We start from the raw sequence: 25,698 nt of genomic DNA, 5'->3' as shown, positions 1-25,698 counted from the left end.
CGCCCGTTCGCCCCTTCGCCTAGCGCAGGATCGCGGCCAGCGTGCGCACGATGATCTTGACGTCGATCCAGAACGTTCGTTCGCGCACGTAGCGCACGTAGTACTGGAGCTTGGCCGGCAGCACGGTGTCGATATAGGCGCGTTCCGGGTCGCCCGCGCGCGCCAGCACCGCATTCTCGTCCTTGTACATGATCGAGGCCCAGTCGGTGATGCCGGGCGCCACCGACAGTACGATGCGGCGCAGCGGCTCGGGATAGTGGGCCACGTAGCGCGGCACCTCGGGCCGCGGTCCCACCAGGCTCATGCTTCCGTTGATGACGTTGAACAGCTGCGGCAGCTCGTCCAGCTTGTAGCGGCGCAGCATGGCGCCGGCGTGCGTCACGCGCGGATCGGCGCCGACGGTGAGTTCCGGCCCCGCATCCGGCCTCTGGTGCATGGTGCGGAACTTGTAGATCGTAAACAGTGTCGCGCCGCGTCCGACGCGCTGCTGGCGGTACAGCACCGGCCCCGGCGAATCCCACTTGATCCACAGGGCGATCACGAGCAGCAGCGGCGACAGCAGCAGCACGCCGGCCAGCGCCGCCACCAGGTCGAACGCGCGCTTGCTCATGGGAGCAGGTCGTGCAACGCCGCGATCACCCGCTCCTGGTCGGCGTCGTGCATGCGGGTGTAGAGGGGCAGGCTGAGGATCGTCCCGAAGGCGGCTTCGGCAATCGGGAAGTCGGCGGCGCGCAGGCCGCAGCTGTCGCGCCAGTAGGGCTGGCGGTGCAGCGGGATGAAGTGCACGCTGGCACCGATGCCGCGCTCGGCCAGCCGGACGATCAGCGCGTCGCGCCCGCTGCCCGCCGCCCCATGGCCAGCCTGGTCCCGCGCCGGATGGTCGAGGCGTACCACATACAGGTGCCAGGCATGGGTCGAGCCGGAACCCGGCGCCGGACGTGCCGGCAGCACCAGGGGCAGTCCGGCCAGCGCCTCGTCGTAGCGGTGCGCCAATTGTGCGCGGCGCTGCTGGAAGCGGTCGATCTTGCGCAATTGCTCGATGCCGATCGCGGATGCGATATCGCTCAGGTTGTACTTGAAGCCGGCCGCGACGACCTCGTAGTACCAGGACGGCGTGCGCGCGACGTAGCGGTCGAAGGCGTCGCGGCTGATGCCGTGCAGGCGCATGCAGCGGATCCGCTCGGCCAGCCGCGGATCGGATGTGACGACCATCCCGCCTTCGCCGGTGGTCATGGTCTTGTTGGCGTAGAAGCTGAATACCGTCGCGTCGCTGCCGAGCGTGCCCACCAGCCGGTTGCGGTGACGGGTCGGGAAGGCGTGCGCCGCGTCCTCGATCACGCGCAGGCCGTGGCGCCGCGCGAGCCGGCCGATGGCGTCCATGTCAGCCGCCATGCCGGCGAAGTGGACCGGGACGATGGCGCGCGTGCGCGTCGTGATGGCCGCGGCCACGGCGGCCGGGTCGAGGTTGAGGGTGTGCGGGTCGCTATCCACGAACACGGGGCGGGCGCCGAGATAGCGCACGACTTCGGCGCTGGCGGTGAAGGTCATGGTCGGCACGATCACCTCGTCGTCCGGCTTGACCCCGGCCGCTTCCAGCGCCAGGTGAAGGCCGGCGGTGGCGGAGTTGACGGCGATCGCCTCGACCTCGCCGCCAAGGTAGTTGCCGAAGGCGGCTTCGAAGCTGCGCGTGACGGGACCGGTGGTGATCCAGCCGGAGCGCAGGCAGGCCTCGACGGCGCGAATTTCTTCTTCGCCGATGTCGGGCAAGGCGAACGGCAGAAAGGTGTCCGTGTTGCCGCCGCCATTGCCGTCGGCGACATCGTGCGCGACGCCGGGGGGGGCGTCGGTGGGAATGCTTGGCGTCTGGTCATGCATGGCGGGTCTCCGGTGCGAGTGCGGTCAGGAAGCGGCGGGCCAGGACCGGATAGCTCAGGTGCTCCAGCACATGGCTGCGGCCGCGCTCGCCCAGCGCCTGGCGCGTCCCTGGGTCGAGCGCCAGCAGGCGCACGAGGCCATCGGCCAGGGCGGACGGATTGTCGGGGGCCACGCTGACGCCGCAGCCGGTTACCGCTATCGGATCATTGCCGGCCTCGACCGCATGCAGCACCGGGCAGCCCGCCATCATGTAGTCGAGCAGCTTGTTGGGCGCGATGCCGAAGCGGTACAGCGGCTGGCGCCGCCAGCCGAGGAAGGCGATGTCGAAACCCGCCAGCAGGGTCGGCACGGTACGCTTGGGGACGGGATCGGCGAAGTAGACGTGATCGAGTCCCAGTGCGCGCGCATGCCGGCGCAGCCGCTCTTTCTCGGGCCCGGCGCCGACCAGCACGAAGGCAACCGACCGCTGGCGCAGCAGGTGGGCGGCGTCGATCAGGGTGTCGAGCGCATTGGCCACGCCGTGGCTGCCGGCGTAGCCGACGATCGTCCGGCCGCCGGCGTGCAGGCCGGCAAGGAGGGCAGCGACGCCGGGAGGCAGGGCTTCCGGCCCCTGCGACGGCGCGCCTGGAAGCGGTGCACGGGTGGTGGCGGCTGGCCATTCGTCCGGATCGACGCCGTTCGGGACCAGGTGCAGCTTGTGCGGCGCCATGCCACGCGCCTCCAGGTGCTCGCGCACCCGGGGCAGGATCGAGACAATGGCGTCGGCGTGGCGGCAGGCGTGGTTCTCGGCCGCCTGCAGCAGCATGATGAAGGGGTGATGGCGCGAATGGCCGCCCAGTTCCATCGGCGACAGCGGCCACAGGTCGTGCACCTCGTGCAGCAGGCGCGCCCCGGCCAGGTGGGCAATGCGGTGCGCCGGCCAGATATCGAGCGGATAGGTGCTGGAGGCGATCACCGCCTGGGGCGCGACGCTGTGCGCCAGTTGCGGCGCCTCGCGCCACAGGCGCGCCACGAAGGCCAGCATATTGCGCACCCGGCCGGCGCCGTTGCCGGCGTAGGCGGGTGTGCGCAGCCAGACGTAGTGGACGCCGTCGATGTCTTCGTCGCTACGGTCGCGGCCGGCCATGGAAGGCGCCTGGCGTCGCAGGTGCGAATGCGAGGCTGCCACCACGTGCACCCGGTGCCCGGCGCGCACCCATTCGCGCGCCAGGTAGTACGGGCGGTATTCCATGCCGTGATGGACCGAGCCGGCGTAGTGATTGATGAGAAGTATATTTAGATGCGTCATATCCGCCACTCCATCTCTTCGACCAGGCGTCGCCAGTTGCAGCGGGTGCTCTCGATCCAGTTGGTTTCCCATTGCACCGGGTGGGTCAGCATGCAGATGCGCTCGTAATGGCCGAGGGCGGCGAAGGGCGACATCGGCAGGTAGTAGACCGGATGCTTGCGGTCGCTGATGTACATGTCGAAGCCGCGCAACAGCTCGGCGTCGTAGGACTCGCATTCGATGCCGCAGCGCTTGCGCAGGGCATGATCACGGAGCAGCTCGTGGTTGATCACCTTGAGACGGCGGTTGGCGAAATCGCCATGGCTGGCCACAGTCGCCAGCGGCGCGCCCAGGCGCGCGGCGATCTGGCCGGCATTGCGTGCGAACAGCTCGCGGATTTCAGGAAAGCGCAAGCGCAGTTCGTCCCCCGCGCGGATGCGGTGGCGCTTGGCGAAATCGGCCACCTCTTCGTAGTGGTAGCTGGCCTCGCTGCCGGCAGACTCGATGTCGCGCATGAAGCCGTAGTCGAGGGTGCACAGGCGAAAATAATAGCTGGCCCGGACCCCGTGGCGGGCCTCGAGGGCGAACATCTTCTTTGCCGTGCGCAAGTCGCTGTCGATGTCATGGCGGTGCACCAGCGTCTTGCGCGGCGGCGCCTGGCGGTTCAGGTCGCGAAAGAAGGAGCGCACTGAAACCTGGACATATCCGGCATCCTTCGCCGCCCGCAGTAGGGCCTCGTAGGCGCCGAGGCGGCTGGGCATCAGGTAGTCGGCGTACAGGCGGTTGAAGAGCGTGTTCATTGCGCCGGGTTATTGCAGCGAGTACCGCGCGCGGTAGGGCTGGAAGCCCAGGATGGTCTTGAAGGTCTTCAGGCCTGGCTGGGCCCCGAAGAAGGTGTCGTACATGACGTAACGCACTTGCTTTTCGTCGATCAGGCGGTTGATGGCTTCCACCAGCAGCAGGTGCATGATGCCGTCGTTATTACGGATACCCAGCATTTGCGAGAATGCGGCGAAATTGCCATAAATGGCGAGGCTCGCATACGCGACCAATTTATTTTGTGAATCGAGAATGCCGTGGTGGCGGAAATGCGGCATGGTCTTGAATGCCTCGCATTTCTCGGTATATTTCCGGTCCATCGGCCGGCCCTGTCGCCTATCAAGCGAGGTATTGATGGCGTGGATGTCGTCGACATAATCGTTGCGGTCGATATCGAGGAAACGGTAGCCACGACTGCGTGCGCGTCTGGCGTGATAGCCGCCATGGTTTTTTGCCTTGATCTGCTCTTGATAGGCCTGCCGGTCGGCATAGCGCGACAGGTCGATCAAGGCCGCGCCGACCGTCTTGGCGCCGATGAACCGGAAGCGCGGATGCGGGCGGGTAAAAGCGTGATAGGTGGTGCGGATATCGTCCGGTGCGATCTGCTCGTGAAAGCAGAGGTTTGCTACCGGCAAATTAATGGCTTGAATAAATGTGTTGTAGTGTTGTAAGAACATATTCTCACCCGGGATCTGTAAAACAACGATAAGGTGAATCGCGCTGCAATGCATTGAACTCGCTTAAACGATGGATTGTCTGGCGACATGAATGGTTTCCTATGCCTGCATTCGGTTTCCCAATGCTAAGTCGGCGCCAGATGGGGCGCCAATGGATGCCGCGTCAGGTCGGCGTAAAACCGGACGAGTTTTTGTGCTTCGTTTCTCCAGTTATAGGTCTGTTCGATCGCGCGCCGGCCATTTGCGCCCAGGCGCCGGGCCAGGGGCAGGTCCTGGGCCAGGCGGTCGATCGCGGCGGCGATGGCGGCCGGGTCGCGCGGATCGACGCACAGGCCGCAGTCACTGGCCTCGACGATGGCGCGCCAGCGCGGAAAATCCGAGGCGATCACGGGAATGCCGGCCGCCATGTACTCGAACATCTTGACGGGCAGCGCATCGCGGTAGCTCGCGGTCGGCAGCAGGGTGACCAGGCCGGCGAAGGCGCACGCCATCACCCGGCGCACACCCTCACGATCGAGGTGGCCGAGCGCGCGGACGCGGGGCCAGCCCGGCAGCAGCGCCATGTCGTGCGCGAGCGCCGGGTCGGCGAAGCTGCCGGCCAGGGCCAGCCTGGCCGGGCTGCGCAGCAAGGCGCAGGCCTGCACCATTTCGCGGATCCCGCGGATTGCCGAGATGCTGCCGACGTAGCACACCTCGGTGCGCGCCTCCCAGCCGTGCCCGGGTGAAAATTCCTCGGGAAGGGGAAAGTTGGCGACGTCGACCGTGCAGGGATTGCAGAGCGCCAGCCGCTCGCGGATATGCGCGGTGGCGGCCAGCACGCCATCGAGTCGGGCGCAGGCATGACGCTCGTAGCGCGCATACAGACGCGCCAGCAGGCGCGCGACGCCAGGGGTCAAATAGGGCTTGTCGAGCAGCTGGGTGGGCACGTCCTCGTGGGCATCGAACACCACCCGCATGCCGGCCCGCCGCAGGCGCAGGCCAACCGGCAGCAGCTCCGGGTCGTGCAACTGGTAGGCATCGGCATCCAGCGCCAGGGCGTGCGCGCCAACCCGCCGCGTGGTCCACACCATGCGGCCGATCCGCCCCGGCACGACGGCGCCTGCGCGGCCACGGGCCCGGCCGGCGTCGACGATTCGCACGCCATCGCGCACTTCGTCGCCCAGGCCGTCGGCCACGATCAGGAACACCTCATGACCGTGGCTGGCCAGCGTGCGGCATTGCTTGACGAAGATCCTCGTGTCGTGGCGCGGATGCGCCGAAGTCAGGTGGACGATGCGTGGCATGTTTTCTCTCATGGGCATAGCGGCTGCAGGCGCCGAGGGTGGCGCTGAGCAGCATGTCGGTGAAGTAATGTGAAGTCAGCAGCAACAGCACGGTCACGCAGGCGAAGGCGAAGGCCTGCAGGAACTGGGCGCGCCCGCGCGCGGCGAAATATTCGTGGATGAACATCGGCGTGATCGGGACAATGGCCAGCGCCGCCACGTAGGCCATGCCGAACAGTCCCAGGTCGACCCAGGCCGACAGGGCGTTATGCGAATAATGGCCGGGCTTGTAGCTGCCATAGTCGCCCAGGATCGGGTGGGCGGTGATCGACTGCATGGCGTGCACGGTGAGCTGCTGGCGCTTGTTGGCCGAGGTCGAGTGCGACAGGTCGAACAGTTCGAGGATGCGATTCGAGGGCAGCGCGGCCAGGATCTGGTCGACATACAGGCCGAGGGTGGTGGCGATGCATACGCCGGCCAGCACGAAGACCAGCTTGTGGCGCGAATAATAAAACTCGATCAGGGGGATGGCGAACAACAAGGCCACGAATTCGCTGCGCGCGGTGTTGACGAACAGCGTGGCGGCGCCCAGGGCGTGCAGTCCCAGGCGCAGCGGCAGGCCGCGCGTGAAGGTGGCCACCGCCAGGTAGGTAAACAGGTAGGAGCGCGAAAAACCCTGGTAGGTGGCGAGGGCACTGGCGTCCTTGGCGATGCCGAGGGCGCCGAGGTAGAACACGCCGTCGACCGAGTACGAAAACACGATGGCCGACATCCCGGCCAGGCTCAGCAGCCCGATGGCGCGGAACCGCCGGCTGTCGAAGTCGATGAAGCAGAACTGGATGTAGACCAGCACCATGAACAGGATGGCGAGCAGGTGGTAGACCAGGATGGTGCGGTTGGCGCCAGCGGCCCCATTGACCACCACTACGCCCACGAAATAGGCGAAGAAGACGCCGTAATGGATGTCGACCAGGGTCAGCCGCTGCGCATCGCGCCGCATGCGGCCCAGGTAGACCAGGCACATCGGGGCGGCGAAGGCCAGCGCCACCGGGGCGAAGTAGCCGCCCAGGAAGGCGCCGGTGGCGCCGGTGCCGAGCAAGGTGTGATAGAAGAAAAAGCCCGGGAACAGCATGAAGAAGCAGGCGATCATCAGCCATTGTTCGCGCCGGGCGCGCGCCGCGCCATGGGGGCGGTCGGGGCCCGGGCCCAGCGCCAGGGCCCAGGCGTCGGGCTCCGGTTCGGCGGCGGAGGCGGGCAGGATCGTCATGCGGCAGCCAGCCCATTGCGCGAGCAGTTCCAGGACATGTGCAGGTATACCAGGTACAGGCAGGAATAGCCGATCACGTACCACAGCACGTTCTCGTGCGCGCTGCCCGGCAGCAGGAAGGCGCCGAGGGTGGTCGCGAACAGCGTCACCTGCCACAGCAGATCGGCTTTCTGGCGGCCCGCGACGAAGAACACATAGCTCAGCGGGCTGGCGATGAAGTTCAGCAGGAACAGTGGCGCCATCAGCTGCGCCAGCTCGCCGGCCTCGCGCCAGGACGCACCGAACACGGTCGCGAACAGGGTGGGGGCAAAGGCCATCAGCAGCAACGCCGGTCCGATGCCCATCACCAGCAGCGCCTTGAAGGTGTGGCGGTAGGTGCGGCTGCAATTGCCGTGCTCGCGAAATTCGCGTACGGATTCGCGTTTGAAGACTTCGAGTACCGACGCCGCCAGCAGCGAGACCGGGGCCGACAGCACGCGTTGGGTCAGTGCGTACAGGCCGGCGGCCATGGCGCCGTGGCGCATGCCGATGAGGAATAGCGGCAACTGGCTGACGGCGCCGTTAAGCAGGTTCGACGGCAGCGAATAGCGCCAGAAGGCCTGGTGGCGGCGCAGGTAGGCGAGCTGGTCGGCATCCGGCACCAAGGCGATGGGGGCGCGCGGCGGATGCAGCAGGCGGCGCGCGCACAGGTAGCCGGCCAGCAGGCCGCACAAGTGGCCGGCGATCAGCCCCGACCCGCCGAGGCCGGCGTACAGCAGGGTGAGCTGGGTAAGGACGATGACGGCGGCGCCCACCACCTTGGCGCGCGCCGCCATGCCGAAGGCGTTGTGCGATGTGGCGTAGGCCAGCGTGGTCTGCATGCAGGCGGTGAGCCAGGCGCCGGCACCGATGGTGAGCAGGGCCGCCCAGGGCAGGTGCAGGGCCGGTTCGAAGCCGGCCAGCCGGACGGCGGTGGCAAGCAAGGTCAGCAGCAATGCGGCGATGGTGGCGCTGTAGAACACAACCCGAAAACAAGTGCGCTGATGCGCTTCTTGATGGTCGAGGATCATTGCCGCCTCCATGCGCAACGTGGCGCCGATCGCGGACAGCGCGATCACGCCGAGCCAGACGCTGTAGGCGCCCATCTCTTGCGGCGTGCACATGCGCGTCAGCAGCGGCGCCGCCAGCAGCGGCAGGGCCTGGGCGCCGATGGCGCCGCCGAGGACGGTGGCGACGTGGCGCCAGAAAGGCGGCAGTGTCTTCATGAAGCGACGGCCGGGGTGGTCGCTGGTGCGTGCAGCGTGGCCGCCGTCGCGCTCGGGCTTGACGCCGGACTCGAGACCGGGCACGAGCGCAGGCCGGCCGCCAGGCCCGCAGCAAGGCTGGCAACCGCGCTTTCCACCGGGCTTTCGACCGGGCTTGCCGTGGAGCTCGCCAACGGGTGCGCATCGGCAGCCGTGCCGGCCGGCGCGCCGTCGCGGACCTGGCGGCAGGCGTCGAGCAGCGCAATGGCCACGCGCTGTGCGTCGGCGTGGCCGAGGAACGGTCCCATCGGCAGGCTCAGGACGCGCTTGGCCAGCCCTTCGGCCACCGGGTAGGCTGCGCCGCGCGCCAGGTGGGCGTAGGCGGCCTGGTGGTGGATCGGCACCGGATAGTGGACGGCGGTCGGGATGCCGGCTGCGAAGAGCAGTCCGCGCACCCGCTCGCGCGCGTCGACCAGGACCGTGTACTGGGCATGGACGCTGCTGCGGTCCTTACGCACCGTGAGCACGGGCACCTGGTGACACAGTAGTGCGTCGTAGGCGGCGGCGGCGCGGCGGCGCTGTTCGACTTCCCAGTCGAAGCGCTCCAGCTTGGCCAGCACCACGGCGCACTGTAGCGTGTCCATGCGTCCGCCCACGCCCAGCCGGGTGTGCACGTAGCGGCGCGACTGGCCGTGGACGCGGATTTCGCGCATGGCTTGGGCCAGGGCGTCGTCGTCGGTAAACAGGGCGCCGCCGTCGCCATAGCAACCGAGGGGTTTGCTCGGGAAGAAGCTGGTGCACCCGATCGTGGACAGATGGCAGCTCTGGCGGCCGCGATAGGTGGCGCCGAAGCTCTGGGCGGCGTCTTCGATGACGGCGATGCCATACGGTTCGGCGATGGCGTTGATGCCGTCCATGTCGGCCGGCTGGCCATACAGCGACACCGGGATGATGGCACGGGTGCGCCGCGTGATGCGCTCGGCGACCAGGCGCGCGTCGAGATTGCCGGTGGCGGCCTCGACGTCGACGAACACCGGAGTGGCGCCCGCCAGCAGTACGGCCTCGGCGGCAGCGATGAAGGAGAACGGCGTGGTGATCACCTCGTCACCGGCCTTGATGCCGAGCGCCATCAGGGCGATGACGAGCGCCTCGGTGCCGGAGGACACCGTGATGCAGTGGCGCGCGCCGGTGCGGGCGGCCAGGCGTGCCTCGAGCTCGGCGACCTCGGGGCCCAGGATGTATTGGCCGTGGTCGAGGACGGCCTGGATACGGCCGTCGATCAGCGCGCGCGAGGCGAGGTATTGCGATTTGAGATCGATGAATTCCATGGTTAGCCTCGTGCGGTACTGGTGGTGGTGCTGGTGGTGGTGCTGGTACTGGGGCTGAGGCCGGCGCCGGTGCCGGTGTCGGCCTCGATTAGCGCGCGCCAGGCGTCGGCGCCAAAGGACGAGCTGGCGGGCCGGCAGGCGCCGTCCTGCAAAACGTAGGGTTCGCCGGTGTGGGGACAGCGCGCCTCGCCATTGCCGGTGAGCGGCAGGGCGAGGCGATCGCCGGTACGGCTGATCCAGCCGATCTGGCGTGCCGGCACGCCGGCCACCAGCGCATGTGGCGCGACGTCGCGGTTGACGACGGCGCCGGCGGCGACGAAGGCGTATTGCCCGATCGTGACGCCGCACACGACGGTGGCATTGGCGCCGATCGTGGCTCCGCGCCGCACCAGCGTGCGCCGGTATGCGTGCTTGCGCGGCACCGCGGCGCGCGGATTGTAGACATTCGTGAACACCATGCTGGGACCGCAGAAGACATCGTCTTCGAGCGTGACGGCGTCGTAGATCGAGACATTGTTCTGGATCTTGACACCGTTGCCGATGCTGACGTCGTTACCGACGAAGACGTTCTGGCCCAGCGAGCAGGCCGCGCCGATACGGGCGCCGGCGCAGACGTGGGCGAAGTGCCAGACATGGGTGTCGTCGCCGAGCTGGGCGCCGCGGTCGACGATGGCGCTGGAATGGATGATGACGGCCATGGTCAGTACTCCAGTGGCAGGGCGACGCGGCGCCCGTCGCGCGCCGAGCGGTAGGCGGCGACCAGCACCTCGAGCGACTTCAGGCCTTCGCGGCCGTCGGTCTCGGGCTCGGCCTCGCCGCGCAGGACGCGGATGACATTGTCGTAGTAGAGCGGATGGCCGAAGCCGTAGACCGAGGTGGTCTGGTAGCTGGCCTGGGTCACCAGTGCGTCGTCTGGGTCGGCGTGCGCGAACTCCCATTGCTGGACTTCATTGACCGCCACGCCGCCGATGCGAGCGCTGCCGTGCTCGCCGAGGATGGTGATCGAGCCTTCGAGGTTGCGCGGCCAGGTCAGCATGGTCACATTCATCGAGCCCAGCGCGCCATTGCGCCAGCGCAGGCTCATCACGCCGGTGTCCTCGACCTCGATGTCGCGCGCCAGGGTGGCGGTATACGCTTGCAGGCTTTCGATGGGGCCGACGATCCATTCGAGCAGGTCGACGTAGTGGCTGGCCTGGTTCATGAAGGCGCCACCGTCGAACTCCCAGGTGCCGCGCCAGCCGGCGCTGCGGTAATACTCCTCGGGCCGGCTCCAGAACACATTGAGGTTGACCATATAGATGCGGCCGAAGCGTTTCTTCTCGACCGCACGCTTGAGCAGTTGCAGGGTCGCGTTGCGGCGGTTCTGCTTGACCACGAACAGCCGTACGCCGGCCGCGTCGGCGGCGGCGACCATGCGCTTGCCGTCTTCCCAGCGCGTGGCCATCGGTTTCTCGGTGATGACGTGGCGCCCGGCCTGGGCGATGCGCACCGTCTGGCCAGGATGCAGGCCGGACGGGGTGGCGAGCACGAACGCGTCGGCATCGAGCTCGGCCAGCATGTGGTCGAGGCTGGCATAGGGCCGGGCGCCGGTGCCGGCGGCGGCGGCTTCGCGCGCGCGCGGGTCGATGTCGCAGACGCCGGCCAGTTCGCAGCGGTCGGCGTGTTCGCGTACGGCGTCCATGTGGTTGCGGGAGATGCGGCCGCAGCCGATCAGGGCGAACCGGATCTTGCGGTCGAGGATGGGAGGAGGGTAGTGGCGCATGCGGGGCTCCGGGTGTGACGGTGGCGTAAATGGGTCGGGCGTGGATCGGGCGTGGATCGGATGTGGATCGGCCAGGGCGCGTCAGGCTGAACGAGTCGTGCTGGACGAATCGTCTAAGGCGGCGCGGATGACCGGATGCCGGCCCCTAGGCCTGCACGACGTTTGGCAGCCGGTTCGGGTACACCCCGCGCGTATCGACGATCAGGTTGGCGTACTGGCGCACCAGCTCGTAGTCGAAGGCGCTGTGGCTGGTGGCCAGCAACACCACGTCATAGGACGCCAGCGAGGACGGGGTGAGGGGGACGCTGGACAGCTCGAAGCGGTGTTCGCGCATGCGCGGGAAGACCGGCACGTGCGGGTCGGAATAGTCGATCGCGGCGCCGCGCGCGCGCAGCAGCTCCATCAGCGCCACCGACGGCGACTCGCGCATGTCCTCGACATCTTTCTTGTAGGCGATGCCCAGCACCAGGATGCGGCTGCCCATGACCGCGCGGCCACGCTCGTTGAGGGCGTCGACCACCTTGCCGACCACCCAGTTCGGCATATCGCTGTTAATTTCACCGGCCAGCTCGATGAAGCGGGTGTGCAGGCCATACTGGCGCGCCTTCCAGGTGAGGTAGAAGGGGTCGATCGGGATGCAGTGCCCGCCCAGGCCGGGACCGGGGTAATAGGGGGTGAAGCCGAACGGCTTGGTGGCGGCGGCGCGGATCACCTCGTGGATGTCGATGCCCATTCGGTCGGCGATGATCTTCATTTCGTTGACCAGGCCGATATTGACGGCGCGGTGGATATTTTCGAGCAGCTTGGTCAGCTCGGCCGCGCGGGTCGAGCTGACCGGCACCACGGTGTCGATTGCGGCGCGGTACAGGGCCAGGCCGGCTTTGAGGCAGGCATCGGTCGAGCCGCCGCACACCTTGGGGATGGTGCGCGTATGGAAATCGGGATTGCCCGGGTCTTCGCGCTCGGGCGAGAACACGAGGAACACGTCCTGGCCCACGTGCAGGCCGCGCGACTCCAGGCGCGGGCGCAGTTCTTCCTCGGTGGTGCCGGGATAGGTGGTGCTCTCGAGCGACAGGAGCTGGCCGGGACGCATATGCGGCAGCAGCGAATCGACGGTGCCGGTCACGAACGACAGGTCGGGTTCGCGGTAGGCGGTGAGCGGGGTGGGAACGCAGATCACCAGCGCGTCGGCCTCGCTCGTGCGCGAAAAATCGGTGCTGGCCACGAAGCCGGCGGCGCGCGCCGCCTCGATCGACGCGGCGCCGATGTGGGCGATATAGCTGGCGCCGCGGTTGAGCCGTGTGACCTTGTCGGGATCGACGTCGATCCCCAGGACGCGGAAGCCCTCGGCCGCGTAGCGCAGCGCCAGCGGCAGGCCGACATAGCCGAGGCCGATGATGCCGATCACGGCGTGCCGGTCGCGCAGCCGAGCCAGCAGCTGCTCCAGGTAAACTGATTGGTTTTCGTCTCGCATGGGTTCCTCGACAGTAACGATAGGGCTGGTATGACAACCGTGACCGGGACCGGCGCGCTAGATCCGGAACGGCACGAATTTGCGGATCAGGCTCTCGGGCGCCGGCTCCTCGACCGGCGCCGGCGGCAGTTGCACCGGCGTCGACGGCAGGTATTCGGACACGATGGCCTTGACCATCGACTCGATGGGGCCGCGCTCGTGGGTCTTGCAGGCCATCATCAGGCAGGTGATGCAGGTCTCGAGCACGCTGGGGCGCAGCGCGCTTTCTTTCATGCGCATGATGCGTGGGTGTTCGCTGGGGAAGACTGTGCCGTCGGTCAACAACTCTTCTTGCAGTTTCTCGCCGGGGAACAGGCCGACGAACTGGATCTCGATGTCGCCGCGCGGCTGCTGGGACGTGCGCTCGGTGAGGCCGTGCATGGCGATCATGGTGCGCGCCAGGTCGAGAATGCGCACCGGTTCGCCCATGTCGAGCACGAACACGTCACCGCCCTTGGCCATGGCGCCGGCCTGGATCACCAGCTGGGCCGCCTCCGGGATGAGCATGAAGTAGCGCGAGACTTCGGGGTGGGTAATCGTGACCGGCCCGCCGCGCGTAATCTGGCGCTGGAACAAGGGGATCACCGAACCCGAGGAGCCCAGTACATTGCCGAAGCGGACCATGCAGAAGGTGGTGCCGCTGCCGTTGCCGGAAGCGTTGCCGGATCCGTTGCCAGCCCCGCCGCCACCGCCGCTGGCGCGGGTGGCCGCCGCCTGGAAGATCAGTTCGGCGATGCGCTTGCTGGCGCCCATGATATTGGTCGGCCGCACGGCCTTGTCGCTGGAGATCAGCACGCAGGTATGCACGCCATGGCGCGCGGCGCCGGCGGCGATGATCTGGGCCCCCAGCACATTGTTGCGCAGGCCCTCGACGATATTGGTCTCGACCAGCGGCACGTGCTTGTAGGCCGCCGCATGGTAGATGGTATCGATGCCGCCGGCGGCCAGTACGCGCTCGACCAGGTCGGCGTTGCAGATCGAACCCAGGTGGGCGTGGATGGGCAGGTCGGGAAAGCGCGCCGCCAGCTCTTGCCGGATGGTGTAGAGCGCGTACTCCGAGTGGTCGATCAGGTGCAGGCGCGCCGGGCTCAGCGTGACGATCTGGCGGCACAGTTCGCCGCCGATGGAACCGCCAGCGCCCGTCACCAGCACCCCTTTACCGCGCACGCAGCGCGCGAACAGATCGAGCCGCGGCGGTACTGGCGGCCGGCCGAGGAGGTCTTCGAACTTGATCTCGCGGATGGCGTCGCGCAGCGCCGATTTGTCATGGGCCTTGTCGTCTGCCAGGTCGACCAGGCGGGTGAGGATCTTGGTAGGTACGCCGGCCTGGCCCAGGCGCTGCATCAGTTCACGCAGGCGCTCGGGTGCGGCGGCGGGCAGGGCAATGACGATGGTCCGGATACCGAGCGTGGCGCCCAGTTCGACCAGCCGCGAGGTGTGAAACACACGCAGGCCGGCGACCGTGCGGTCGTTCAGCGCACGCTTGTCGTCGAAGAAGCACAGGGGACGGTAGTCGTCGTCGTCGCGCATGGTCTGGGCCAGCCGGGCGCCGGCCTCGCCGGCGCCGTAGATGGCGACCGCCAGCGCATTGCCGGCCCAGGGACCGCGCTTGCTGCGCAACAGCTTGCGCACGCCGATGCGTGATACGACGACATAGGAAAAGGCGATGAACCAATATATGGCCAGCGCGCTGCGCGGGAACCGCGCTTCATTGAGGAATACCAGGGTCAGATAGGCGCACAATATGGCAATGGCCAATGCGAGCCCGGTAAGGGTGAGCAGGCGATGGTCGATAAAGCGAATAACGGCGCGGTAAAGATCGGATAGCCAGAATGCCGCTATCGTGAGCACGGCGACCAGTAAATACGAGCTTGGACCAAATTGTTTTGCCAGCTGCAAATCGCCACCGCGCAATATCATTGCGATTAAAAAACATGCTGGTAGGGCAATCAGGTCGACCATCACGGCCAGGCCCACCTTGGCGCTACGATGCATGGAAACAATCTTGCTACAAAGCTGGCTGGGCAGGCTGTGGCGCTGAATTAACATGGCGATCGGCTTCTCGCTGAAAGAGAACGACGTGTTATTGCATGCAAAATAATGGCTTATTGCATTACCAGGCATTTGAATGCTTGCGCGGTAATTGAATGGACCTGGTACTTATAAGTTTATTATCTGTTCACGATTGGGTGCGTGGCTTGAGATCACTCAACAGCCTTCAGGGATAGAGTATCCTGAGCTATGAAACCGATATCAGAAGTAATAAAGATAAACGCCGCAGATAATAATTACTGCGGGCTATATATTTATTGCAGGCGAATTAAGGACAGGCGGGTCAGCAAATCAGCTGATGGAAACGAAAGGCAGAAGGCGTTCCAGCCCGGCAGGCTGGAACGCGGCAAGGCAGTGCCGGTATCAGGAGTGGCCGGGACGTGGCTGCGGCGCCATCGGCGGCACCGTGACCTGTTCGTTCAGGCGCAGGAACTTGAAGCCGGCCAGGGTCTGGCCGGGCTTGCCCGCGCGTGCATTGCGCGCCTGGCGCTCGAGCGTGCGCCCGATGTACGACTCGAAGGTCTCCTCGCGCACCGCTGGCTCGGCCGAGTGCAGGAAATGGCGCTCGCCGTCGGGCCCCAGCACGACCAGGCCCACGTGCGAGGCCCAGTATTCGCCGTCGCGGGTCGAGATCACGTTGACGAAATCGCCTTCCTGCAACTGGCTGGCGATGGCCGCCACCTGTTCCTTTGGCACATAGGCCTGACGGCTGGTCTGCACGGGAATGTCGCGCACGGTGCCGTGGCGGGTGCGCAGAAAGCGCGCGCGGTCGACCTTCATGTCGTAAGCGGGACCGCCGGCGCCGGCCAGGTCGGCGCTGACATCGGTCACCAGCCAGTGGTTGGCCACGTTCCAGTCCATCTCGGTGTAGTGGTTGCGCGTGGCCACGCCGATCACCCCATCGCGGTAACGGATCCGCTGCAGCATCCAGAAGAATTCTTCCCACGAGCCGGACAAGGCCATCGCATAGGTGTGCTCGGCGAACACCACGCAATCGCTCTGCGCCAGACTATATAGCGGCAAGCTGTCGTGCAGCTCATAGGGGAACTCGCCCAGCAGGTTCAGCGAATAGGGCTGGCCGATGTTCTTGCGGCCGATCGCGGCGATGCGCTTGCGCAGGTCGGGCTCGGCGCCCTGCATATGGGTGATGTACTGGCCCGCTTCGAACGGCGTCATCTGGTAGACCTGCTTTTGCAGCAGGGCGGACAACGGGGGCGGCGCCGGCGGCGCACCGGGGATGGGGAGTGGCGCGGGCTTGGTGGCCGGAGCGGTGGCGCACCCGGTCAGGACGGCGCTGGCAAGCAGCAGGCAGGCAAGGCGCATGGCATTCATCAATGTGGGGGAAAAACGTCACGCTAATCTTGTGCGCCCGGTCTGGGTAATGAAATTTCTTCACCCGGCCATAACCTTCGCAAGGCGCCGATTGTGTACATTCCTTCAAGTTATATAGAAGCGAACACAAGTGATTATTCACGGACGCGATGGATCATGAATACTCGAAGCATGGCAGCCCTAAGTCTGCCTTAAGCAATAACGATAGCACTATTCCCAGGAGAGAGAAGATGTTCAAGCAGAAGCCGCTCGCAGCGGCCGTATCGATGGCAGTCTGGAGCCTTGCAGCCTTGCCGGCCATGGCGCAGGAAGCCACCGCGGACGTACCGATGCAGACCGTCGAAGTGACGGGTATCCGTGCCTCGCTGGCCAAGTCCCTGTCGGTCAAGCGGGACGCATCGGCCAACGTCGAAGTGATCACGGCCGAGGATGTAGGCAAGATGCCGGACAAGAACCTGGCCGATTCGCTGCAGCGCCTCGCCGGCGTCGCGGTCCGTACCGACTACGACGAGGCGGAAAAGGTGTCGATGCGCGGCACCAACCCGGACATGTCGCTGATCATCTTCAATGGCCACGCCGTCAGCAGCGCCGACTGGTACGTGGCCGACCAGGCCTCGAGCTCGCGCTCGACCAGCCTGTCCTTGATGCCGTCGCACGTGCTGCAGCAGGCGGTCGTCTACAAATCCTCCCAGGCGAATATCGTCGACGGCGGCCTGGCGGGCACCATCAACGTCAGTACCAGGAAGCCGCTGTCGCAGAAAGAGCGGTTTTCGGGCGTGGTCAGCGTCGGCGCCAGCTACGCCGACCTGCCGGGCCGCTATGCGCCGGACATGAACGGTTCGGTCACCTGGAAAAACGAAGCCGGCACCTTCGGCGTGCTCGCCGCGCTGTTCGCCGAAAAACGCCATGTGCGGCGCGACTCGGTCTCGCGTTTTGCCTACGGCACCAATAGCGGCTGGGACGTGATCAACACCTCGACCATGCTGGGAATTACCGACGCCTCGCTCGCCGGCACCGGCTACACCGCCGCCGATCTCAATGGCGTGCGCCTGCCGGGCTCGATGAGTTCGGAGTTCGTGGAATCGGTGCGCGACCGCAAGGGCGGCATGCTGTCGCTGCAATTCAAGCCGAACCGCGACCTCGACGTGACCATGACCGGCTTCCATTCGGCGATGGATGCGGACAACCACGGTCGCCTCGGTTCGAGCGCCATCTACTCCATGTTGCTCGGTAAGAACCAGCCTCTCGGTTCGACGGTGGCCGCCGCCGCCAACACCAACTCGAGGGGCCAGCGCGTGTACGCGCAGATCCGCAATCCCGTGATCGTCGACGAGACCACGGTCTACGGCCATCCGCTCAAGGTGCTGAAGGCCGCCGACATCGTGTTCCCCGACGGGACCACGCCACAGTATGTCGGCAACTCGGAAGGCTTCTTCCGCGACGGCGCCAAGGCGGAAAGCTCGTTCCTCGACCTCGACGCCAAGTACCGTGTCAATGACGACCTGACCGTCAAGACCCTGCTGTCGGCGACCCGCGGCGTCGGCCAGACCAAGCTCGATCAAGGCCTCACGCTGGCGCGCTATGGCACCGGCATCTCGTACGCGCTGGGCGACCTGCATGACGCGCCGTTCGTCCAATACCACAATGCCGGCGGCAACCAGCCGGGCCTGAACCCCGACGGCAGCGGCTATACCATCGTCGACCGCGCGGCGTCGGGCGTGAAGACCGTCGACAAGGAATGGAGCGCGCAGTTCGACGCCGAGTATCGCCTCGATCGCGGCATCTTCCAGTCGCTCGAAAGCGGTGTGCGCTTCGCGGACCACAAGCGCACCAGCGGGCGCCGCGGCCCGGCCTTCCGCAATGGCATCACCGTCGATCCGGTCAGCGGGCGCGTGGTCTCCAACACGCCGACGCCGACCACCGGCTGGCAGGCCTTCCCCGGCGATTTCGGCGACGGCCTCGATGGCCCTGCAGGCTGGGACAACACCGGTTTCACCTATACCCCGGAAGCGATCAAGGAATACATCGCCAACAACACGAAGGTCACCAGCGACGCCTGGGAACGCCGCGTGAATTCGGAAATCGACATGCAGGAGCGCCAGAGCGCAGCCTACGTGATGGCCAACCTCGAAGGCGAACGCTGGTCGGGCAACCTCGGCGTGCGCTTCACGCGCACCGAAGTCAAGGCGAACATCGCGACCCCGATCCCGGCGGGCGCATGCCAGCGCGTGGAGCCCGGCCAGCCTCCGGTCACCTGCGCTGCCTACCCCGGCGCGATCACCGACGCGGGCGACGCCACCGCCTATTTCGACGGCGTGCCGTTCAATCCGCTGGGCGGCATCATGTACTACAAAACGCCGACCAAGCGCACCTTCGACAACTGGCTGCCTAGCCTGAATCTGCGCTACGACATGGGCAACGACATGCTGGCGCGCTTCGGCGTGAGCCGCACCATCGGCCGCCAGAACTACAACCTGCTCGGCAGCGGCTTCGGCACCCCTGGCTGCGACGCCACCGGCTGCCGCGTGACCGGCCCGAATCCGGACATGGAGCCGCAAACCTCGGACAATATCGACCTGTCGTGGTCGTGGTATTTCGCGCCGCGTTCGATCGTTGCAGTGAGCGTGTTCCACTCGTCGATCGACGGCTATCCGAAGACCGGCGCCGTGGGCAGCTCCACCGTCGACCTGCTCGACCCGCGCGACCAGACTGTGAAGACCTTCTTCATCAACACGGCATCGCAGCAGGGCGCCAAGATCAACGGCATCGAGCTGCAGTACGAGCAGCCGTTCGGCAAGACCAACTTCGGCTTCACCTCGAACGTCAGCCGCGCCAAGACCAAGGTCGACGATGGCCGGCCGATGGTGGGTGCTTCCGAATGGACCGGTAATATCGGGCTCTACTACGAAGATGCGAAGCTGTCGTCGCGCCTGGTGGCGAACTACCGGGGTGAATACGTCAACAGCACCACCGCGCCTTCGCCGACCGCCAACAGCCAGGGCCTGTCGGTGATCAACGGTATCGCGATGCCGACCGCGCCGACCTACGCCGACGCGGTGACCACGCTGGCGTTCTCCGCCAACTACTACTTCACCGACAACCTGGAACTCGCGTTCAGCGCGACCAACCTGACCAACGCCAAGCGCGCCCAGTATCGCTATAGCGAACAAGAGCAGCAGAAGCTCGATGTCAGCGGCCGCCAGTACTACCTGAACCTGCGCTACAAGTTCTGATCGTCGCCATCACGTGACGAAAGGGGAGCTGCGGCTCCCCTTTTTTCATGCGCGCCGCAGTCATTAATATGTCACCTGTTCCAGCTGACAGTATTGACGCGCGAAGTGTGCGTCACCTAACGGTGTATCTGGCAGGGTTTCGATAAGATGCACCTGTCTGAGTGAGGAAACGCGCGATTCGCTTCGCAGCCATCCGAAACCTCAACAGGTTAGCCGGTCGCCTCGAGGATCGGCACCAAATTCAGGGGCGCCGCCACCAGCAGTCCAGGCGCCGTCCCGCAACGGAAGCGGAGGCCGTCATGTCCGATGTCAAGCATCCACCCAAGCACCTGGTGCGCGCCTATCTCGAGCGTCGATCGCGCGATCCGGAGCCGCCGCCGACGCCGGAAGAAATCCGGCGCCAGCTTGGTTGGGGCATGCTGATGCCGGCCGATGTCAAGATGGGCGCCAACCGCTCCTGACGCGCCACCTCGCACCAACGATTTTCGCGCCGACGTCCTGCCAGGACGCGGCGCCCAGCCCACCACAGGAGACATCCATGACCAGCAAGATCGGCAGCAAACACATCGCCCAGCACCGCGGCAAGAAAGAACGCCTCGAAATCAAGCGTACCAACGTGGCACGCGAAGCCGTGCGCCAGGCCGAAGCCCGCGCCAAGTATCGCAACCAGCCAAAAGGCCAGGCACAGCGCGAGCAAGCGCAAAGCGCAGCCTGACCCACCCCCGCGCCGTACACGGCCCGCCTGCGAGGCGGGCTTTTTACGTCCATCCTTCCCGCTTTTCGCTGCTGCTCGCCGCCCGCCGCGCGCACTCTCCATTCGCCGCTCGCCACCCGCCGTTCGCCGAATAGCGCTTTCGCGATTGCCCTGTTGCTTGCTATCGTGTATCCAGTTCGATAACGAGAGGAGTGATGCAATGGAATCCGAAGACGCCTATCGCTGGCGCAAGCAGGTGTTGTGGGGCCTGCTCCTGATCGTCGTCGGCGCGGTGGTGCTGCTCGACCGCCTGCACTATATCGACGCCCAGGACTACTGGCACTACGCGCCGTTGCTGCTGGTCGTGGTCGGCATCGGCCAGACCATCGGCTACCCGAGTCCGAAGGAATTCAGCAACGGGTTGTGGACCGTGTTCACCGGCCTGTGGCTGTTCGCCGTGTTCGAGAACGCCTTCGGCCTGACCTTCCGCAACAGCTGGCCGCTGTTCATCCTGATGTGGGGCGTCAAGCTGGTGCTGGATCCGTTCATCGCGCGCCGCTTCGCCAACAACCAGAGGAGCCGTCATGAAAAATGACCTGCAGCCGAGGGGAGCCGCGGGCCAGGTCGTGCTTGGCCTGCTCGTGATCGCGATGGGCCTCCTGTTCTTGCTCGATAACCTCGGTGTCGTCGACATGCACCGCGCCTTCTCGTTCTGGCCGATGTTGTTCGTCATCGTCGGCACGGTCAAGCTGTGCGATACCCGGACCCAGGGCGGCACCCTGCTCGGCGCCGGCCTGGTCGGCTTCGGCATCCTGTTGATGCTCGATCGGATGGACATCATCGACTTCAGCTGGCGCACGGTCTGGCCGCTGGTACTGATCGGTCTGGGAAGCTTCCTGGTGGCGAAGGCGGTGCGCAACAAGCGCGCACTCGACAGCGGCGTGGCGATGCTCGATGGCGCACCAGTGGCTACCGCTACTGCTGCCGGCGCCGGCGAGGTCCTCGACGTGACCGCCATCCTCGGCGCCTACGAGCGCCGCGTCACCACCCAGAACTTCCGCGGCGGCGAGATCACGGCGGTGATGGGCGGCTGCGAACTTGATATGCGCGGCGCCTCGATCCAGGGCGAGGCGGTGATCAATGTGTTCGCGTTCTGGGGCGGCGTGACCATCAAGTGTCCGCCCGACTGGTCGGTGATCCTGCAGGGCACGCCGATCCTGGGCGGCTTCGAGGAGAAGACCATCGCGCCGCCGGACAACAGCAAGCGGCTGGTCATTCGCGGCTACGCGATCATGGGTGGCGTGGAAATCCGCAACTGATGGGCGGCGGCTTCTGGGCGCGGCGCAGCGCCGCGCTATACCTCGCCGCCTGGCTGATGCTGGGGCTGATGCTGGCCGGGTTGCTGGACGCGACCAGCGGCGCCGGCGTCGCCGCCAGTCTGCTGTTCGCGCTGCCGCTGGTGCTGGTGTATGCCGCCGTGTGCGGCTTTTCGGCCTATTACCTGTGCCGTGCCTATCCGCTCGGGCGCAAGGCCACGCCGGCGGTGCTGGGCGTGTTCTTTCTCAGCGCCGTGTGCGCGGCCCTGCTGTGGTGCGCTGCGGCGTCGGGCTGGGCCGCGTGGTGGCAGTATCTGGCGCCGCAAGGTCAGGGTGTCGTGATGTCGCGGCCCCTGACGGCGGTGATGTTCGGGGTTGGCGTGCTGCTGTACGGGATGAGCGCCTGTGCCAACTACCTGGCGCTGGAATTCGAGCGCGCGCGGGGCCTGGAGCGACGCGAGCTCGAACTCCGGCTGCTGGCCCAGGACGCCGAGCTGCGCATGCTGCGCACCCAGATCGACCCGCACTTCCTGTTCAACAGCCTCAATTCGATCAGCGCACTGACCACCATCGATGCCGGTGCGGCGCGCGACATGACTTTGCAATTGGCGGGCTTCTTTCGCCATACGCTGGGACTGGAGGCGCACCGCAAGGTGACGGTGGGGGCCGAGGTAGCGCTGGTCGAGCGCTTCCTGGCGATCGAGCGGGTGCGCTTCGGACCGCGCCTGGGCTTCGAGCGCGAGGTCGGCGTGGATGCCGCGGCTTGCCTGCTCCCGCCGATGATCCTGCAGCCGCTGGTCGAGAATGCGGTCAAGCACGGCATCGGGCAATTGCTCGAAGGTGGCGTGGTGCGGGTGCGGGCCGAGCGGGCCGGTTCGCAACTCAAGCTGCGGGTCGAGAACGGCGTCGATCCGGACGCGGGGGGCGCAGGGGCCGGTAGCGGCATCGGCCTGGCCAATGTGCGCGCGCGCCTGCTGGCCGCCTATGGCATCGAAGCGAGCGTGCATGCGACACGCGTGGACAATACCTTCCGGGTGGACCTGGTGCTGCCCGCGGACACAGGAGACTGAGGGATGCGAACCCTGATCGTGGACGACGAATACCTGGCGCGGGCGGTCCTGCGCGAATACCTGGCGGCGCATCCCGAGATCGAGATCGTGGGCGAATGCGCCAACGGCTTCGAGGCGGTGAAGGCGATCGCCGAGCACGCGCCCGATCTCGTCTTTCTCGACATCCAGATGCCGAAGCTGGACGGCTTCGAGGTCGTGGAGCTGGCCGGCAGCAAGCCGCACTACGTCTTCGCCACCGCCTACGACCAGTTCGCGCTGCGCGCGTTCGAGGTGCATGCGGTCGACTACCTGCTCAAGCCGTTTTCGCGCGAGCGCCTGGCCGAGGCACTGGCGCAGGCGCGCCTGCGTTCGCCGCAGCCGGCCCGGATCGCGGCGGTGATCAAAGAGGCGCAGGCGCGCCAGCAGCCGATCGAACGGATCCTGATCCGTGACGGCGCCTGCGTGCACGTGGTCGCAAGCGGCAGCATCGACTATATCGAGGCCCAGGACGACTATGTGCAGATCTGCGCCGGCGGCAAGGCTTACCTGAAGCACCAGCGCCTGTCGGAGCTCGAAGCGCAGCTCGACGGCGCCATGTTCGTGCGCATCCACCGCTCGTACATCGTCAACGTCGGCGCGGTCGAGCGCATCGAGCCGGTCAGCAAGGACAACCATTGCGCCGTGCTGAAGGGCGGCGTGAAGCTGCCGATCAGCCGCAGCGGTTACCAGAAGGTGCGGGAACTGCTCGCCTGAACTTCGCTAAGACTACCGCCGTGAATCGAGTTCCCACCACGCAGGCATGAGGGCGCGGATGCCCGGCTGGGCAAAGCGGTCGTCGATCAGCCATACCACGCCGCGATCCTGCTCGGTGCGGATCACGCGGCCGGCCGCCTGCACCACCTTCTGGATGCCGGGATACAGATAGGTGTAGTCGTAGCCGGCGCCGAACAGCGCCTGCATCCGCTCGCGCAACTGCTCGTTGACGGGATTGACCTGGGGCAGGCCGAGGGTGGCGACGAAGGCGCCGATCAGGCGCTCACCCGGCAGGTCGACCCCTTCGCCGAAGGCGCCGCCCAGCACCGCGAAGCCGATACCTGCGCCGTCCGGCGTGAAACGGTCGATGAAGCCCTGGCGTTCGTGCTCGCTCATGCGCCGCTCCTGGCGCCAGGCGGCAATGCCCGGGTCGAGGCGCGCCAGCGCGTTCGCCACCTGCTCCAGGTAGTCGAAGCTGCTGAAGAAGGCCAGGTAGTTGCCGCGCCGTTCGTGGTACTGGCGCGCGATGAGTTCGGCGATCGGCTGGATCGAGGCGGCGCGCCGCTGGTAGCGGGTCGAGATGCCGTGCGCCACGTGGACTTCGAGCTGGCTGGCGCAAAACGGCGACTCGACCTCGACCCAGGCCGTGTCGTCCGGCATGCCGAGCGTATCGAGGCAGTAGTGCCAGGGCCCGAGCGTGGCCGAGAACAGGGTGCTCGAATGCGTGGCCGCGAAACGCGGGCCGAGGAAGGGCGCCGGCACCACGTTGCGAATGCAGATGGTCGAATCGCGCAGGGTGGGACGGTCGGCATCGCGTGCGAGGTCGCACAGCGAGTGTGGTCCGAACGATTCGGCCAGGCGCACGAACTGCATGGCGTCGAAATAGAAGCGCTGCAGGTCGGGGTCGAGCGGGCCGGGAAAGGCGGCCAGGTGTTCGTTGATGGCGCTGCCGGCTTCCTGCAAGGCGTCGACCAGCTTGGACGGCACCTTGTCGAGCAGCTGGTAAGGGGCCGGTGCCGTCTTGTCGACCGCGGTCCAGGCGCGGCCGACGCGCTCCAGCGCCTTCTTGACGCCAGCTGGCGCATCCGCGCGCGCCAGGCGCAGCATCTCGCGATCGAGTTCGGTGCTGTACATCCCGCGCGCCCGGCCGACCAGGTTGTGGGCCTCGTCCACCAGCACGCCGGTCTTCCAGCCGTTGTTCAGCGCGAGCGCGTACAGCATCGCGCTGCCGTCGAAATAATAGTTGTAGTCGCCGACGATCAGGTCGGACCAGCGCGCCATTTCGCTGCCCAGGTAGTACGGGCAGACCTCGTGGCGCAGGGCGACCTCGCGCAGCGCTTCGCGGTCCAGCACCGGCAACCCGGCCGCGGCCGTGCGCGCCGCCGGCAGGCGGTCGTAGAAACCTTTCGCCAGCGGGCAGGATTCGCCATGGCACTCCCTGTCGGGATGCTCGCAAGCCTTGTCGCGCGCGGTCAGTTCGAGCACGCGCAATGGCGCCTGGCTGGCGGCGCACAGCGTCGCGGCGCCATCGAGCGCAAGGCGCCGGCCGGGTGTTTTCGCGGCCAGGAAGAAGACCTTGTCCAGCTTCTCGCGCGGCATGGCCTTGAGCACCGGGAACAGACTGCCCACGGTCTTGCCGATCCCGGTCGGGGCCTGGGCCAGTAGGCAGCGCCCGCTGGCGTTGGCGCGGTAGATGCTCTCGGCGAGCTGGCGCTGGCCCGGACGGAAATCGGCATGCGGGAAGCGCAGCGCGCCCAGCGCTGCGTCGCGCGCCGCCCGGTGCGCCGCTTCGCTGGCGGCCCATTGCGAGAAGCGTTCGCACAGTTGCGCGAAGTGCGTGCCCAGCCAGGCGCTGTCGCGGGTCTCGCGCAGCACCGTTTCGACGCCGCTGCCGATGTCGTAGTAGACCAGGGCCAGGTTGACCGAGTCCATGCCGAGCTCCTGGCACATCAGGTGGCCGTAGACGCGCAACTGGGCCCAGTGCAGCTGGCGGTGGTTGTCGGGAATGGCGTCTACGCGGCCGCGGTGGGTCTTGACCTCTTCGACCAGGTTTTCGTTCGCATCGTAGCCGTCGGCCCGGCCGCGCACGTGCAGGTCGTTCCAGTCGCCCGACAGCGTGACTTCGCTGCGATAGCCGTCGCCGCGCCGGCCGGCGACGACGGCGTGACCGGCAAGGCCTTCCTGGGCGCTGGGGGAGGGGGTAAAGCGCAGGTCGAGGTCACCCTGCTTGGCGGTGAACTCGCACAGGGCGCGTACGGCGATGGTGTAGCTCACGT

21 protein-coding genes and 1 pseudogene are annotated in these 25,698 nt (G+C 66.6%); 7 read left to right on the top strand and 15 right to left on the bottom strand.

The genetic code is table 11. From position 1 onward, the window contains the following. Nucleotides 1–19: 19 nt before the first annotated feature. The 14 genes and pseudogenes from AC56KW_RS23100 to AC56KW_RS23035 all read right to left on the bottom strand — a co-directional run bounded on the left by AC56KW_RS23100 (nucleotide 20) and on the right by AC56KW_RS23035 (nucleotide 16,368). Nucleotides 20–610, bottom strand: a complete 591-nt coding sequence (locus AC56KW_RS23100; protein WP_497172972.1) for a sugar transferase — start codon at nucleotides 608–610, stop codon at nucleotides 20–22. After that, nucleotides 607–1,875: a DegT/DnrJ/EryC1/StrS family aminotransferase gene (locus AC56KW_RS23095; protein WP_497172971.1), complete on the bottom strand. Its 1,269-nt coding sequence runs from the start codon at nucleotides 1,873–1,875 to the stop codon at nucleotides 607–609. Before AC56KW_RS23095 ends, AC56KW_RS23100 begins: the two co-directional genes overlap by 4 nt. After that, complete coding sequence (locus AC56KW_RS23090) at nucleotides 1,868–3,163, bottom strand: glycosyltransferase family 4 protein (protein ID WP_497172970.1); 1,296 nt, start codon at nucleotides 3,161–3,163, stop codon at nucleotides 1,868–1,870. Before AC56KW_RS23090 ends, AC56KW_RS23095 begins: the two co-directional genes overlap by 8 nt. Beyond that, entirely contained in the window at nucleotides 3,160–3,942 is a 783-nt protein-coding gene (locus AC56KW_RS23085; protein ID WP_497172969.1) for a hypothetical protein, read from the bottom strand. The genes AC56KW_RS23090 and AC56KW_RS23085 overlap by 4 nt, the downstream gene beginning before the upstream one ends. Before the next feature lie 9 nt (nucleotides 3,943–3,951). Further along, a complete protein-coding gene (locus tag AC56KW_RS23080) occupies nucleotides 3,952–4,638 on the bottom strand; it encodes a hypothetical protein (protein WP_497172968.1) in 687 nt (228 codons plus the stop codon). 125 nt (nucleotides 4,639–4,763) lie between these two features. Continuing rightward, the gene (locus AC56KW_RS23075; RefSeq protein WP_497172967.1) at nucleotides 4,764–5,921 is read right to left on the bottom strand and encodes a glycosyltransferase; all 1,158 of its coding nucleotides are present in this window, start codon (nucleotides 5,919–5,921) and stop codon (nucleotides 4,764–4,766) included. Further along, entirely contained in the window at nucleotides 5,827–7,167 is a 1,341-nt protein-coding gene (locus AC56KW_RS23070; protein WP_497172966.1) for an O-antigen ligase family protein, read from the bottom strand. The genes AC56KW_RS23075 and AC56KW_RS23070 overlap by 95 nt, the downstream gene beginning before the upstream one ends. After that, nucleotides 7,164–8,495: a lipopolysaccharide biosynthesis protein gene (locus AC56KW_RS23065; RefSeq protein ID WP_497172965.1), complete on the bottom strand. Its 1,332-nt coding sequence runs from the start codon at nucleotides 8,493–8,495 to the stop codon at nucleotides 7,164–7,166. The genes AC56KW_RS23070 and AC56KW_RS23065 overlap by 4 nt, the downstream gene beginning before the upstream one ends. Before the next feature lie 143 nt (nucleotides 8,496–8,638). After that, nucleotides 8,639–9,718: pseudogene (locus AC56KW_RS23060) on the bottom strand (DegT/DnrJ/EryC1/StrS family aminotransferase); the annotation flags it as partial. Between the two features lie 2 nt (nucleotides 9,719–9,720). Continuing rightward, nucleotides 9,721–10,416: an acyltransferase gene (locus AC56KW_RS23055; RefSeq protein ID WP_497172964.1), complete on the bottom strand. Its 696-nt coding sequence runs from the start codon at nucleotides 10,414–10,416 to the stop codon at nucleotides 9,721–9,723. Nucleotides 10,417–10,418: 2 nt separating this feature from the next. After that, on the bottom strand, nucleotides 10,419–11,480 hold the full coding sequence (locus AC56KW_RS23050; protein WP_497172963.1) for a Gfo/Idh/MocA family protein: 1,062 nt from the start codon (nucleotides 11,478–11,480) through the stop codon (nucleotides 10,419–10,421). Nucleotides 11,481–11,625: 145 nt separating this feature from the next. Continuing rightward, a complete protein-coding gene (locus AC56KW_RS23045; RefSeq protein WP_497172962.1) occupies nucleotides 11,626–12,954 on the bottom strand; it encodes a nucleotide sugar dehydrogenase in 1,329 nt (442 codons plus the stop codon). Between the two features lie 57 nt (nucleotides 12,955–13,011). Beyond that, entirely contained in the window at nucleotides 13,012–14,988 is a 1,977-nt protein-coding gene (locus AC56KW_RS23040; RefSeq protein WP_497172961.1) for a polysaccharide biosynthesis protein, read from the bottom strand. A gap of 420 nt (nucleotides 14,989–15,408) precedes the next feature. Next, nucleotides 15,409–16,368 (bottom strand): N-acetylmuramoyl-L-alanine amidase-like domain-containing protein, encoded by a 960-nt coding sequence (locus AC56KW_RS23035; RefSeq protein ID WP_497172960.1) that lies wholly within the window; start codon nucleotides 16,366–16,368, stop codon nucleotides 15,409–15,411. A gap of 239 nt (nucleotides 16,369–16,607) precedes the next feature. Here AC56KW_RS23035 and AC56KW_RS23030 point away from each other — a divergent pair, with 239 nt between their 5' ends. The 7 genes from AC56KW_RS23030 (at nucleotide 16,608) to AC56KW_RS23000 (ending at nucleotide 23,422) form a co-directional block, all read left to right on the top strand. Continuing rightward, entirely contained in the window at nucleotides 16,608–19,610 is a 3,003-nt protein-coding gene (locus AC56KW_RS23030; protein ID WP_497172959.1) for a TonB-dependent receptor, read from the top strand. A 299-nt stretch (nucleotides 19,611–19,909) separates the two neighbouring features. Further along, on the top strand, nucleotides 19,910–20,071 hold the full coding sequence (locus tag AC56KW_RS23025) for a hypothetical protein (protein WP_497172958.1): 162 nt from the start codon (nucleotides 19,910–19,912) through the stop codon (nucleotides 20,069–20,071). A 77-nt stretch (nucleotides 20,072–20,148) separates the two neighbouring features. Then, the gene (locus AC56KW_RS23020) at nucleotides 20,149–20,325 is read left to right on the top strand and encodes a hypothetical protein (protein ID WP_497172957.1); all 177 of its coding nucleotides are present in this window, start codon (nucleotides 20,149–20,151) and stop codon (nucleotides 20,323–20,325) included. Between the two features lie 199 nt (nucleotides 20,326–20,524). Then, entirely contained in the window at nucleotides 20,525–20,899 is a 375-nt protein-coding gene (locus AC56KW_RS23015) for a LiaF transmembrane domain-containing protein (protein ID WP_497172956.1), read from the top strand. After that, entirely contained in the window at nucleotides 20,889–21,623 is a 735-nt protein-coding gene (locus AC56KW_RS23010) for a LiaI-LiaF-like domain-containing protein (protein WP_497172955.1), read from the top strand. The genes AC56KW_RS23015 and AC56KW_RS23010 overlap by 11 nt, the downstream gene beginning before the upstream one ends. Then, the gene (locus tag AC56KW_RS23005) at nucleotides 21,623–22,690 is read left to right on the top strand and encodes a sensor histidine kinase (RefSeq protein WP_497172954.1); all 1,068 of its coding nucleotides are present in this window, start codon (nucleotides 21,623–21,625) and stop codon (nucleotides 22,688–22,690) included. The genes AC56KW_RS23010 and AC56KW_RS23005 overlap by 1 nt, the downstream gene beginning before the upstream one ends. Before the next feature lie 3 nt (nucleotides 22,691–22,693). Further along, nucleotides 22,694–23,422 (top strand): LytR/AlgR family response regulator transcription factor, encoded by a 729-nt coding sequence (locus AC56KW_RS23000; RefSeq protein ID WP_497172953.1) that lies wholly within the window; start codon nucleotides 22,694–22,696, stop codon nucleotides 23,420–23,422. 12 nt (nucleotides 23,423–23,434) lie between these two features. Here the strand turns inward: AC56KW_RS23000 and AC56KW_RS22995 are convergent, their stop codons facing one another. Then, the gene (locus AC56KW_RS22995; RefSeq protein ID WP_497172952.1) at nucleotides 23,435–25,696 is read right to left on the bottom strand and encodes an ATP-dependent DNA helicase; all 2,262 of its coding nucleotides are present in this window, start codon (nucleotides 25,694–25,696) and stop codon (nucleotides 23,435–23,437) included. Nucleotides 25,697–25,698: the final 2 nt, after the last annotated feature.

It is taken from the genome of Telluria sp. RT2P19 (assembly GCF_059685725.1).
The sequence above is the reverse complement of the archived record's forward strand: the minus strand, read 5'-3'. Positions and strand labels throughout refer to the sequence as shown.